Consider the following 12,328-nt stretch of genomic DNA (forward strand, 5'->3'; position numbering starts at 1 on the left):
GAAAATGCCCGTCATGTCGCGCTTCATCCTTCTGCTGGGAGTCTTGCTGATCAGCGCTTGTGCCCAGCAGGCCCCGGCGTTCGCGCCACCTTCGCAACGGCCCGTGGCGGCAAACGATGCCCCGTGGCCGAAGAACCACGTGCTCGGCATCGCCTACCACGACGTCGAGGACCGCGACCCTGACCAGGCCTTGGTAGCCGTGCGTACGGAACGCCTGGTCGAACAACTGGCCTGGCTGCGGGAGAACAGCTATCAGCCGGTCACGGTCGACCAGATCATCGCGGCCCGCAACGGCGGTCCGGAACTGCCGCCGCGCGCGGTGCTGCTGAGTTTCGATGACGGCTACTCAAGCTTTTATACCCGCGTCATGCCGATCCTGCGCGCCTACAACTGGCCGGCGATCCTCGCCCCGGTTGGCAGCTGGATCGATACGCCGATGCACCAGACGGTGGATTTCGCCGGCGTGCCACGCAAACGCTCCGAGTTCCTGACCTGGGAGCAGGTTCGCGAGGTTTCGAAATCGGGCCTGGTGGAAATCGCCGCACATACCGATGCCAATCACAAAGGCGTACTCGCCAACCCGCAAGGCAACCAACAGCCGGCGGCGACCACCCGACGCTACGATCCGGCCACGGGTCGTTATGAAACCGAGGCGCAATTTCAGGCGCGTCTGCGCAAGGATGTGGCGGCCATTTCCGAGAAGATCCGCAGCGCTGCCGGCTACAGCCCACGCATCTGGGTCTGGCCATACGGGGAGGCGGACGGCACCGCGTTGCAGGTGATCGGCAGCCAGGGCTACCAGATGGCCCTGACCCTGGAGGATGGCCTCGACAGCCTCGACAACCTGATGAGCGGCCCGCGCTTTCTGGTGGCCTCGGATCCGGACGGCGCTCATTTCGCCGAAAGCGTCGTCTCCGTGCAAACCATGGACCCGATGCGGGTGGTCCACGTCGACCTGGATTACGTCTACGACGCCGATCCCGTGCAGCAGGAGGCCAACGTCGGCAAACTGGTCCAGCGCATCTACGATCTGGGCGCCAACACGGTGTTCCTGCAAGCGTTCGCCGACCCGAAAGGTGATGGCCTGGTTCACTCGCTGTACTTCCCTAACCGTCACCTGCCGGTGCGCGCCGATCTGTTCGACCGTGTTGCATGGCAACTGCGTACTCGAGCCAGCGTCAAGGTCTATGCCTGGATGCCGGTGCTCAGTTTTGCCCTGGACCCCAAGTTGCCGCGCGTACAGCGTTGGGATCCCGAAACCGGCAAGACCGGCATCGCCCCGGATCAATACGTACGCCTGTCGCCATTCGACCCGAGCGTGCGCAGGATCATCGGCGAGATCTACGAAGACCTGGCGCGGATGAGCTCGGTGGACGGCGTTCTCTACCATGACGACGCGGTGTTCTCCGATTTCGAGGACGCCAGCCCCGCCGCAATGAAAGTCTATGCCGCCAACGGCCTGCCAACCTCCATCGCCACCCTGCGCGATGATCCGGCGGCCATGCAGCGCTGGACCCGTTTCAAGAGCCGCTACCTGATTGATTTCACCGCCGAACTCACGGCCAAGGTCCGCGCGATTCGCGGCCCGGAAGTCCGCACCGCGCGCAATATCTTTGCCGAGCCGATGCTCAACCCGCAAAGCGAAGCCTGGTTCGCCCAAAACCTCGACGACTTCCTCGGTGCCTACGATTGGACGGCGCCGATGGCCATGCCGCTGATGGAAAAACAGACCCGCGAACAATCGGGCCCCTGGCTCGAACGGCTGGTGGAAACCATCAAGGCTCGCCCTGGTGCGCTCAAGCGCACGGTATTCGAACTGCAGGCCCGCGACTGGCACAGCAAGCCGGTGGCAGACATCGAGGGTGAACAATTGGCCGACTGGATGGGGCGCCTCAAGCGTCAGGGCGTGACCAGTTTCGGCTATTACCCGGACAACTTCATCGAAGACCAGCCCGCCGTGAAAGCCGTGCGGCCTGCGCTCTCCAACAAATGGAATCGTTGACATGCTCGACAGACTGCTCGCCGTGCTGGTGCTGGCGATTGTCCTTGGGGTACCCCTGGGCCTGATCTTCCTGGTCACCGGGCAATTCCTGATGGACTTCGTGTTCTTCTACCCGCTGTTCATGTCCGGCCTGTGGATCGCCGGTGGCCTGTATTTCTGGCTGCACTGGGAGCGCCATTGGCCGTGGAAGGACGACACGTTGCCGCCGCCCCTGGCCGGCGAGCCGCTGATCAGCATCCTGATCCCGTGCTTCAACGAAGGCGACAACGTTGCCGACACAATCCACGCCGCGCTGGGCCAGCATTACCCGAACATCGAAGTAATCGCCATCAACGACGGCTCCAAGGACAACACCGCCGCGGTGCTCGACCGACTGGCCGTTGAAGACCCGCGCTTGCGCGTGCTGCACCTGGCGGAAAACCAGGGCAAGGCCGTGGCCCTGCGCATGGGCGCCATCGCCGCGCGCAGCGAATACCTGGTGTGCATCGACGGTGACGCGCTGCTGGCGCCCAATACCTGTGCCTACTTGGTGGCGCCGATGCTGGACAACGCCCGTCTTGGCGCGGTGACCGGCAACCCGCGCATCCGCACCCGTTCGACGTTGGTGGGCCGGGTCCAGGTCGGCGAGTTTTCCTCGATCATCGGTTTGATCAAGCGCACCCAGCGGGTTTTCGGGCGGATCTTCACCGTGTCCGGCGTGATCGTCGCGTTCCGGCGCACGGCCCTGCACCGGGTCGGCTATTGGAGCCCGGACATGATCACCGAAGACATCGACATCAGTTGGAAGCTGCAACTGGACCACTGGAGCATCTTCTACGAGCCCCGCGCCTTGTGCTGGATCCTCATGCCGGAAACCCTGCGCGGCCTCTGGCGGCAACGCTTGCGCTGGGCCCAGGGTGGCGCCGAGGTGCTGTTCAAGAATATCCGTGGCATCTGGCAATACCGCCATCGCTACCTGTGGCCGCTGCTGTTCGAATACTGCCTGTCCACCGGTTGGGCGTTCACCTTTTTGCTGTCGGTGATCTTCTGGGGCGCCGGCAAATTCGTCGAGATGCCAGCGGCTATCGCCGTGGACCATCTGATGCCGCCCGCTTTCACCGGCCTGTTGCTGGCCATGGTGTGCCTGATGCAGTTCGCGGTGAGCATCCTGATCGATCGTCGCTACGAAAAAGGCTTGTGGCACACCATGTTCTGGGTGGTCTGGTACCCGCTGGTGTTCTGGCTGATCAGCCTGTTCACCACGCTGGTGAGTTTCCCCAAGGTGCTGTTCGGTCAGCATCAGAAACGTGCGCGCTGGATCAGTCCGGATCGCGGAATCAAACCGTTCGATGACGAAGAAGAGGAAGTGATCCGATGAAAATTATCAGGACCCGCCAGCGACCTTTTCTGGTGATCATCGATGTGCTCTTTACCGTACTGGCCTGGGTCGGGCTGTTATACCTGCTGGTGAACGGGCTGTGGCCGTTGTTCGACAGCCACGCCGGCCCGCGCCTGGGCGGTTCGTTGTTCGACACTCTGGGGACGCTGCAGATCTACGGCTGGATCGCATTGGTCAACGCAATCATCCTGATCACCTGGGCGCGTTATCAACAGCGCAAGAGCCGCAGCTTTGCCCAGCGCAGGCTGCCCAGGCCAGCGGTGGACGATCAGGGCCTGAGCATGAGTTTCAAATTGACTGACGAACGTCTGGAAACGCTGCGCCAGCCGGGTTCGAAGATCATCCATAACAACCAGGAGGGCGACATCAGTCACGTGGTGCCGCATTTCCATCTGCTGAGCCCGGACTTGCAGCCGCCGCCCCTGGCGCCATTGGAGCGACCACAGGTTATTCATCTGCCGGCCGATCATTCGGCATAGAAAGATCAGCGTCTGGAAGCGCTCTACGATGAAAAGTCCCGGACCAACCGCCAGGCCTCGTCCACGGGCAGCGGTTGTTTCATGCGCTGTGCCAGCGCCGCCATTGCCCGTCCTTCATCGCAGGCCACGACCGCCGCGACGAGGCCGTCCTTGCCGAGCAACGCGATAAAGGGCGGATGCTCGGGCGTGCCCTTGAATTGCACTTCGTCCCATTGCTCGGCATGGCCAAGATAGTCGTAGCGTTTGCCGAAGTGATACGTCCAGAAGAACGGCACGTCCAGGTAATGCTCTTCACCGCCGAGCATGTTCGTCGCGGCGATGCGGGCCTGTTGCTGGGCCAGCCGCCAGTGCTCGATGCGCCGGGGCTGACCGTTGAGAGGAAACGTAGCGATGTCGCCAACGGCCCAGACGCCATCGGTTACGCGCATGCCATCGTCGACGCGCAATGACGCATCTTTCTCCCGTGGCAGGTTGGCGAAAGGCTCCGTGGCCGGGCGCACCCCGACCCCGACAATGACCAGGTCCGCCGCGAAGCGTTGGCCGTTGTCCAGCACCACGGCTTCCACCTTGCCGGCGCCTTCGATTCGCGCCGCTTCGCCTTCGCTGTGATACACCACGCCGTTGGCTCGGTGCCGAGCCAGGATCGCGTTGCCGACACTGTCGCCGAACTGCGCGGCGAACGGCACCGGGTGACGGGCCAGGACGGTCACGCTCATTTCGCGCTTGCGTAGGGAGGAGGCGACCTCCATGGCAATGAAGCTGTCACCGATAATCACCGCTTGTTGCCCCGGCCGGGCACGGTCGAGGATTTGCCGGGTATCCGCCAGGGAACGCAGCATCATGACTTGCGGCAAATCGATACCGGGCACATCCAGCGTCTTCGGCTCTGCGCCGGTGGCAATCAACAAGGCGTCGTAGGCTAATGCTTGACCGTCGGCGAGGTGGATTCGGCGCGCGTCAGCGTCCAGGCCGGTCACCTGGCCATGGCGCCGTTCGATGCGTTGCTGGGTGAAATAAGTTTCATCGCGCAGGGGTGGGGTTTGCTCCACCGCCATGTCGCCAGCCAGCACATATTTGCTTAGAACGGTGCGGTCGTAGCCAGCTTCGGGCTCACGGTCGATCAACTGGATCCGGCCGCCGAAACCCTTCTCGCGCAACGCTGCCGCGCACGCGATGCCGGCCGCGCCGGCACCGATGATGACGAAAGTGCGCGGGTCGTCGGCTGGAGGGATTTTTTCGTCCGGCAGTGGCTGGTCATCTATCCAGACTTCATCGCCTCGCACCTCGACGTGGTAGCGCTCCAGGCTGTCGAGGGCCGGCGGCTCGCACAGGGCGCCGTCTTCGGCGCGAAACGCCGCCTTGTGCCAAGGACAGATCAGCCTGCCGTGGCAAACGGCGCCCTTGGCCAAAGGCGCCCCAGCATGAGGGCATTTACCTTGGAACGCCCGCACCTGTCCTCCAGCACGCAATAGCAGGATGGGCTTGTCGTTGAGGGTGACTTCGAGGCCGCGGTCTTCTCGCATATCAGCGAGGCGGGCGACTTGATGCATGGGCATGGTCGTTCTCCGGCAGGCGTTTCCCGTTGGAGTCGATGGATTGGAACGAGGTTCAGCGCAATTGTCACTGCAACCGGGGCGGCGCTGGGGCTATAGTTTGCAGGCCGTCGTTGGCCTGAACCGCATCAAGGTGCCCGGTATGACCCGATTGACTTTCCTTTCCTCCTGGCTCGCGGCCGTCACCCTCGTGCTGTGTGCACAAGGGGCGGTCCAGGCTGAAGAGCGTTTTACCCTGAGCATTCCCGGCGTGTCGGACGACCGCCTCTTCACCGCCGCAGCCGCCAGCGACGCCAACCAATGCGGCGGCAAGAATATTTCCCCGGCCTTGAGCTGGAACGCCGGCCCGCCAGGCACCCTCAGCTACGCCATCGTCATGCTCGACCCCGACGGCCAGCGTGGGCAGGGCGTCGATCATTGGGTCCATTACGGAATCAAGGCCAGTACCCGGCAGATTCGAGAAGGCGCGGGCACTAAATCCACGCTTGAGGGCATGAGCGGCCTCAACAGCAAGAACACCCATGGCTACATCGGCCCTTGCCCGCCCGTGGGTGACAGCGCCCACCATTACCTGATCCAGATATTCGCCCTGGATCTGCCGCCCGACGCCCTGCCCGCCGGCCTCACGCGCGCCCAGTTGATGGAAAAACTCAAGGGCCATGTACTGCGCAACAGCAGCGTGGTACGCCGCTATCACCGTTGACCGGGTCTCGGCGCCGTGGCGAGCGAGCCTGCTCGCGCGGGGCTGCGCATCAGCCCCAATCGTCACGTAAGTTGGCATCAAGCGCCAAAAGCGAGCACTATCGGCCCCTGATCACTCATGCCGGAGGATGGCGATGACGCAGAAAACCGATGGCATCGCCCGCCTCAAGAATTGCCCCACCAAGGGCGATGAGATACGCCGGGCCATCGCCCAGAGCCGCAAGGATTTCCTGCCTGCTGACGAGGCCATCGACGCCGAGCCAGGCCAACCGTCGACACCGCCCTTGGACAAAGGTCCCGCTGCCTGAGCCGTCGTCTTCCTACACTTTTTCCAAACATGCCTATGACCGCCAACACCCATTTGCCAGACGCGCGATTCAGCCGATCCGACTATAAGACGTTGGGCCTCGCTGCCCTCGGCGGTGCGCTGGAAATCTATGACTTCATCATTTTTGTCTTCTTCGCCCTGACCCTCAGCCAGTTGTTCTTTCCGCCGGAAATGCCCGAGTGGCTGCGCCTGTTGCAAAGCTTCGGGATTTTCGCCACGGGCTACCTGGCGCGGCCCTTGGGCGGGATTCTCATGGCGCACTTCGCCGATCGCCTGGGACGCAAGCGGGTGTTCAGCCTGAGCATCCTGATGATGGCGTTGCCTTGCCTGCTCATCGGCGTGATGCCGACCTACGCGCAAATCGGTTATTTCGCCCCGTTGCTGTTGTTGGCGCTGCGTATCCTGCAAGGCGCGGCGGTAGGCGGGGAGGTGCCCAGCGCATGGGTGTTCGTTGCTGAGCATGCGCCGCTGCGGCATCGAGGTTATGCCCTGGGCTTTCTCCAGGCGGGCCTGACCTTTGGCTACTTGCTCGGCGCCCTGACCGCCACGGCACTGGCGCGGATCTATACCCCGACGGAAATCCTCGACTACGCATGGCGCCTGCCGTTCCTGTTGGGCGGGGTATTCGGCGTGATCGGCGTCTGGCTGCGCCGTTGGCTGAGCGAAACGCCGATTTTCATGGCGCTGCAAGCCAATCGCGAGGGCGCGGCGGAACTGCCGTTGCGTACGGTGCTGCGCGAGCATCGCCACGCCTTGCTGCCCGCTGCGATTCTCACTTGTGTGCTGACCAGCGCCGTGGTCGTGTTCGTCGTCATCACCCCGACCGTGATGCAGAAAAGCTTCGGCCTGACCCCCAGCCACACCTTCGCGCTGAGCAGCCTCGGCATCGTGTTCCTGAACATCGGCTGCGTCCTGGCCGGCCTGATCGTCGACCGCATCGGCGCCTGGCGCACCGTCATGCTCTACAGCCTGCTGCTGCCCCTGGGCATCAGCGTGCTCTACGCCAGCCTGATCAGCGGCAGCGCCTGGCTGGGCCTGGCCTACGCTGTCGCCGGCCTGGGTTGCGGCGTGGTCGGCGCAGTGCCGTCGGTGATGGTCAGCCTGTTCCCGCCGAAAATCCGCGTGTCCGGCATCTCGCTCACCTACAACATTGCGTACGCCTTATGGGCCAGCATGACGCCGTTGGTGTTGATCGCGCTGGTGCCATGGAGCCCGTGGGTGTGCGTGGGCTATTGCGTGGTGATGGGCGCGGTGGGCGTCGGCGCTGCTGCGTATTTTCCGGGGCGGCACACGAAGGCTGTCCAGCGCTCGCTGGTGTGCGAATCGTGAGATTGTGACGGTGGACCTCTCAAAGACGCTCGCGTAGAAAATCCACGAAGGCACGGGTTCGCGCCGAGCGGCGTCGGTCCTGGCTGAATACGGCATTGATGGGCAGCGCCGTGGGCCGATAATCGGCAAGCAGGGGAACGACCGTTCCCTGGCGAATGTCCGCGGCGTACAACCATGTTGGTGAAAGCGAAACCCCGAGGCCGGACAGCACCATTTCCCGGATCGCTTCGCTGCTGTTGCTGGTGACGTTGCCCTTGATCGTTACTTGGTATTGCTCGGCTCCACGCTCGAATCGCCAGACGTCGTAGTGCTCCAGCAGCGTGAAAGCCAGGCAGTTGTGGTAGGCCAGATCGGCTGGTCGGAGGGGGCTTCCGTACTGCTGCAGATAGGCGGGGGTGGCATACACCTGTCGAGGACTGCCACCCAGGGAAACCGCCACCAGCCCTTCGTTTTTCACTGCGCCGATGCGAATGGCAACGTCAATATTCTCCTTCAACACATCTTCGTTCTGATCGCTCAGCCGCAGGTCGAGCCGGACCTGTGGGTGACGCGCCAGAAACTGGCCCACCAGGGGCGCGATGCACAGTCGTCCGAAACTGACCGGGGCCGTTACGCGCAGGGAGCCGGCGATCTGTTCCTGACCATTGGCGAAACCGAGGCGTGCCGCGTCCAGGCTAGCGAGTATGTCCTTGCTCTCGGCGTAGAAATGCTGCCCTTGGTCGGTCAGCGCGAGATGGCGGGTGCTGCGCGCGAACAGCGCGCCGCCAAGGTGTTGTTCCAGCGCGCGGATCTGCTTGCTCACCGCCGGTTGGCCCAGGTTCAGTTCCCTGGCCACTGCCGAGAACGAGCCGCGCTCCACGACCCTTACGAATACCTGCATTGCCTCGAACAGATCCATTGGATTTGGCCCTTTGCTGGAATAAATCCTATCCATTATTGCTGACTTATCGGAATGCGTCGGCGCGCCCATGATGAACCTGCCCACTAACTGGAGGTTCACCGTCATGAACAACACCATGTTTGCCGCCGTCGTTGAAACCGCTCAGGCGCCACTGATTGTCCGCTTCATCGCCCGTCCCGTCCCTGGCAAGGGCCAGGTATTGATCAAGGTCCATGCCGCCGGCATCAACCCGCTGGACACCAAGATCGCGGCGGGTGGTGGCGCCCATGCACGCCAGCCGTTGCCCGCTGTATTGGGGATTGATCTGGCCGGGACGGTCGTTGAACGGGGCGAAGGCGTGTATGACTTCGCCCCTGGCGACGAGGTATTCGGCATGGCTGGCGGAATCGGCGGGGCCCAAGGCGCGCTGGCCGAATACATCGCAGTCGATGCCCGCCTGATTGCGCCCAAGCCTCGCTCACTGAACATGCGCGAAGCAGCCGCCTTGCCGCTGGCATTCATTACGGCCTGGGAAGGCTTGGTCGATCGCGCCAATGTCCGGGTCGGGCAACAGGTGCTGATTCATGGCGGCGCCGGTGGCGTCGGTCAAATGGCCGTGCAGATCGCCAGGGCCCGGGGCGCCGAGGTCTACGCCACGGGCTCGGCCCACAGCCTGGATTTCATCCGCGAACTGGGCGCTTCAGCCATCGACTACCGGACCCAGGACACAAACAGCTACGTGCGCCAGTACACCGATGGCGAAGGCTTCGACATCGTCTACGACACCGTAGGCGGCCCGACCCTGGACGCGTCGTTCAACGCGGTCAAGACTTACACCGGCCATGTGCTCAGCTGTCTTGGCTGGGGCCAGCACAGCCTCGCGCCGTTGTCGTTCCGGGGGGCAAGCTATTCCGGGGTGTTTACGTTGATGCCACTGCTGACCGGAAAGGGGCGCGAGCATCACGGACGGATCTTGCGGGAGGCCGCGGCGCTGGTTGAATCAGGGCAACTGCGGGTCAACGTGGATCAGCGCCGGTTTGGCCTGGGGGAAGTCAATGAGGCGTTTGCCCAGGTAGCCGAAGGGCGCGGGGCGGGAAAAACGGTGGTGGAAATTGGCTTTGAGTGAGACGGAACCGCGCTAAATTGGGCCAGACAACTTGAGCGCGGGTTCAAACCCCGTAGAATGCAGCCGCCATTATGCCACTACCTCTCAAGGACGAATTCAAACATGCGAGTCTTCAGTCTCTTCCTGGCCCTCTGCCTTATGGCAGGCTGCGCTTCCAAGCCCGATTACTACATTTCCCCTGCGCCGGTGGCGATCCCCGAGACCGCCACCTATTGGATCGACACGTTCAACGTTGAAGTCGTCGGTAAAAACGAACGCTTTCTGCCCGACGAAAAAGTTCGCGACAAGTTGCACACCGACCTGATCGTCCGCCTGCTCGATGGCAATCGTTATGCCTCCAGCAAGGAAACCGCTGACTATCTGTTGGATATCAATGCCGTCTATGCGCGCCGTATTCAAGATACCCAAGGTGGCTTCATGAGCAATATCGTTGCCGACGGTACGTATCTGGCCAGTGTCGATTTCTCTTACCAGGTCAAGGTGAAGAAGGCCGATGTCGAGATGTTGCACTTTGCCCAGGCCCGCCAGGGGTTGATGCCGAGAGGGGCGGTTGGGCAACTTGAGGCCATGAGAGGCATTGCGGGTGCCCTGACGAACAGAGGCAACTCTGATGTCGAAGACTATTACACCGGTCATTTGAGCGGATTCATCGACGACGACCTGCGGGGCATTCCGTCCCGCTAGCAATCCCTGCTGTAGCGTGCTGGCGATTGCTCCAATCGCGGCATCGGGCTGGCGACTTTTTAAGGTGGCCAGCCCTGTCTGCACGGCGTTGCAAAAAAATTTCTGGGTCATTAACCCGAACCGCGTATGACCTGCGTCTGACTCTGTGAACGGATCATTCATTCACGAGGTTCAGCCCATGTCCCGTCCACTTCTTTTTATGCGTCCTGCTGCCCGAGGCTTCGCCGTGACTTTGCTGGTGGCGTTGGCCGGTTGTGGGTTGTCTTCCTCCCGTGAGACGGCCATTCCATCCGAACCGGTGTCCGTGGCACCGAGCGTCGTACCGCAAGGCGAGATCGCTGAAGTGCGTCAGTCGACGGTCAAGCGCATGCTCACGAAGCCGGCAGCGATGCCTGCCCCCAGTGTGGCGAACGATGCGATCGCCGCCGGCTATCGCGCGGAGCCGCGAGAACAATACGAAAAACGTCCCGACAACCCGATCCATAGCGTCGCCGAGACGCCGGTCTCGACCTTCAGCGTGGATGTCGATACCGGCAGCTACGCCAACGTGCGACGTTTCCTCAATCAAGGCAGCCTGCCGCCAGAAGGTGCGGTGCGATTGGAGGAAATGGTCAATTATTTTCCGTATAGCTACGCCCCGCCCACTGTCGGTTCACCCTTCGGCGTGACCACCGAAGTGGCCCCATCGCCGTGGAACCCCCACACCCGCTTGCTGCGCATCGGCATCAAGGCCAGCGACCGCGCCGTGGCGGACCTGGCCCCGGCCAACCTGGTCTTCCTGGTGGACGTTTCCGGTTCCATGGACCGCCGCGAAGGCCTGCCGCTGGTCAAGAGCACGCTGAAATTGTTGGTGGATCAACTGCGCGACCAGGATCGGGTGTCCCTGGTGGTTTATGCCGGCGAATCCCGGGTGGTGCTCAAGCCTACCTCGGGCCGTGACAAGGTGAAGATCCGCAACGCCATCGACCAGCTCAACGCCGGTGGTTCCACCGCAGGCGCCTCGGGTATCGAGCTGGCTTATCAGATGGCCCGGGAGAGCTTTATCGATAAAGGCATCAACCGCATCCTCCTGGCGACCGATGGCGACTTCAACGTTGGCATCAGTGATTTCGACAGCCTCAAGCAGATGGCGGTCGACCAGCGTAAAAGCGGCGTCTCCCTGACGACCCTGGGCTTTGGTGTGGACAACTACAACGAACATTTGATGGAGCAATTGGCTGACGCTGGTGATGGTAACTACGCCTACATCGACAACCTGCTCGAGGCGCGCAAGGTTCTGGTGGACCAGCTCGGTTCCACGCTGGCGGTGGTGGCGCGGGACGTGAAGTTGCAGGTGGAATTCAACCCCGCCCAGGTCAGTGAGTATCGCCTGCTCGGTTATGAGAACCGCGCGTTGAAGCGTGAGGACTTCAACAACGACAAGGTCGACGCGGGCGAGATCGGCGCCGGGCATACGGTGACAGCCTTGTATGAAATCGTTCCGAAGGGCCAGCCGGGTTGGTTGGAGCCGCTGCGCTATGGAAGTACGCCTAAATCGGAGGGCACCTCGGCTGAACTGGCAATGTTGCGCGTGCGCTACAAACCGGCAGAGGGTGGTAGCAGTCGATTGATCGAACATCCCATCGCCAGCGTGCAAGACGACCGCAAGCCCAGCGACGACCTGCGTTTCTCCGCAGCCGTGGCGGCCTTCGCCCAACAGCTCAAGGGCGATGGACGCTACACTGGGACGATGAGCCTGAAGGACACCGCCCAACTGGCGCGCTCGGCCCGTGGCGATGACCCGTTCGGGTTGCGCGCCGAGTTTGTGCAGTTGGTGGAACTTGCGCAGAGCCTCAAGCCTGCACCTTGATCACCGAAAGGAGTTCGA

General features: G+C 62.5%; 11 protein-coding genes. 9 read left to right on the forward strand and 2 right to left on the reverse strand.

The annotated features are described in order from the left end of the window. Positions 1-4: 4 nt before the first annotated feature. Genes pgaB through pgaD form a run of 3 tightly spaced genes read left to right on the forward strand, consistent with a single transcriptional unit; the run spans position 5 to position 3,859 of the window. Positions 5-2,002: a poly-beta-1,6-N-acetyl-D-glucosamine N-deacetylase PgaB gene (gene pgaB / locus VQ575_RS00800; protein WP_325918857.1), complete on the forward strand. Its 1,998-nt coding sequence runs from the start codon at positions 5-7 to the stop codon at positions 2,000-2,002. Position 2,003: 1 nt separating this feature from the next. Beyond that, on the forward strand, positions 2,004-3,359 hold the full coding sequence (pgaC, locus tag VQ575_RS00805) for a poly-beta-1,6-N-acetyl-D-glucosamine synthase (RefSeq protein WP_039594222.1): 1,356 nt from the start codon (positions 2,004-2,006) through the stop codon (positions 3,357-3,359). Further along, the gene (gene pgaD / locus VQ575_RS00810; protein WP_039594221.1) at positions 3,356-3,859 is read left to right on the forward strand and encodes a poly-beta-1,6-N-acetyl-D-glucosamine biosynthesis protein PgaD; all 504 of its coding nucleotides are present in this window, start codon (positions 3,356-3,358) and stop codon (positions 3,857-3,859) included. The genes pgaC and pgaD overlap by 4 nt, the downstream gene beginning before the upstream one ends. Positions 3,860-3,882: 23 nt before the next feature. On the opposite strand, the gene VQ575_RS00815 is transcribed toward pgaD, so the two are convergent. Continuing rightward, entirely contained in the window at positions 3,883-5,415 is a 1,533-nt protein-coding gene (locus VQ575_RS00815; RefSeq protein WP_198726947.1) for an apoptosis inducing factor family protein, read from the reverse strand. Positions 5,416-5,554: 139 nt separating this feature from the next. Between VQ575_RS00815 and VQ575_RS00820 the strand changes: the two genes are divergently transcribed. The 3 genes from VQ575_RS00820 to VQ575_RS00830 all read left to right on the forward strand — a co-directional run bounded on the left by VQ575_RS00820 (position 5,555) and on the right by VQ575_RS00830 (position 7,771). Then, positions 5,555-6,115 (forward strand): YbhB/YbcL family Raf kinase inhibitor-like protein, encoded by a 561-nt coding sequence (locus tag VQ575_RS00820; protein ID WP_325918859.1) that lies wholly within the window; start codon positions 5,555-5,557, stop codon positions 6,113-6,115. A gap of 133 nt (positions 6,116-6,248) precedes the next feature. Continuing rightward, positions 6,249-6,422: a hypothetical protein gene (locus VQ575_RS00825; protein ID WP_325918861.1), complete on the forward strand. Its 174-nt coding sequence runs from the start codon at positions 6,249-6,251 to the stop codon at positions 6,420-6,422. A gap of 35 nt (positions 6,423-6,457) precedes the next feature. Beyond that, on the forward strand, positions 6,458-7,771 hold the full coding sequence (locus VQ575_RS00830) for an MFS transporter (RefSeq protein WP_039594219.1): 1,314 nt from the start codon (positions 6,458-6,460) through the stop codon (positions 7,769-7,771). A 19-nt stretch (positions 7,772-7,790) separates the two neighbouring features. On the opposite strand, the gene VQ575_RS00835 is transcribed toward VQ575_RS00830, so the two are convergent. Beyond that, positions 7,791-8,669 carry a LysR family transcriptional regulator gene (locus VQ575_RS00835; protein ID WP_325918862.1) on the reverse strand — a complete coding sequence of 293 codons (879 nt, stop codon included), beginning with the start codon at positions 8,667-8,669 and terminating at the stop codon, positions 7,791-7,793. A 106-nt stretch (positions 8,670-8,775) separates the two neighbouring features. Between VQ575_RS00835 and VQ575_RS00840 the strand changes: the two genes are divergently transcribed. The 3 genes from VQ575_RS00840 to VQ575_RS00850 all read left to right on the forward strand — a co-directional run bounded on the left by VQ575_RS00840 (position 8,776) and on the right by VQ575_RS00850 (position 12,310). After that, a complete protein-coding gene (locus VQ575_RS00840) occupies positions 8,776-9,777 on the forward strand; it encodes a zinc-dependent alcohol dehydrogenase family protein (protein ID WP_325918864.1) in 1,002 nt (333 codons plus the stop codon). A gap of 102 nt (positions 9,778-9,879) precedes the next feature. After that, entirely contained in the window at positions 9,880-10,461 is a 582-nt protein-coding gene (locus VQ575_RS00845; protein WP_325918866.1) for a hypothetical protein, read from the forward strand. A gap of 178 nt (positions 10,462-10,639) precedes the next feature. After that, positions 10,640-12,310 carry a vWA domain-containing protein gene (locus VQ575_RS00850; RefSeq protein ID WP_325918868.1) on the forward strand — a complete coding sequence of 557 codons (1,671 nt, stop codon included), beginning with the start codon at positions 10,640-10,642 and terminating at the stop codon, positions 12,308-12,310. Positions 12,311-12,328 lie beyond the last annotated feature (18 nt).

The sequence above is a fragment of the Pseudomonas frederiksbergensis genome, assembly GCF_035751725.1.
Lineage (GTDB): Bacteria > Pseudomonadota > Gammaproteobacteria > Pseudomonadales > Pseudomonadaceae > Aquipseudomonas > Aquipseudomonas frederiksbergensis_A.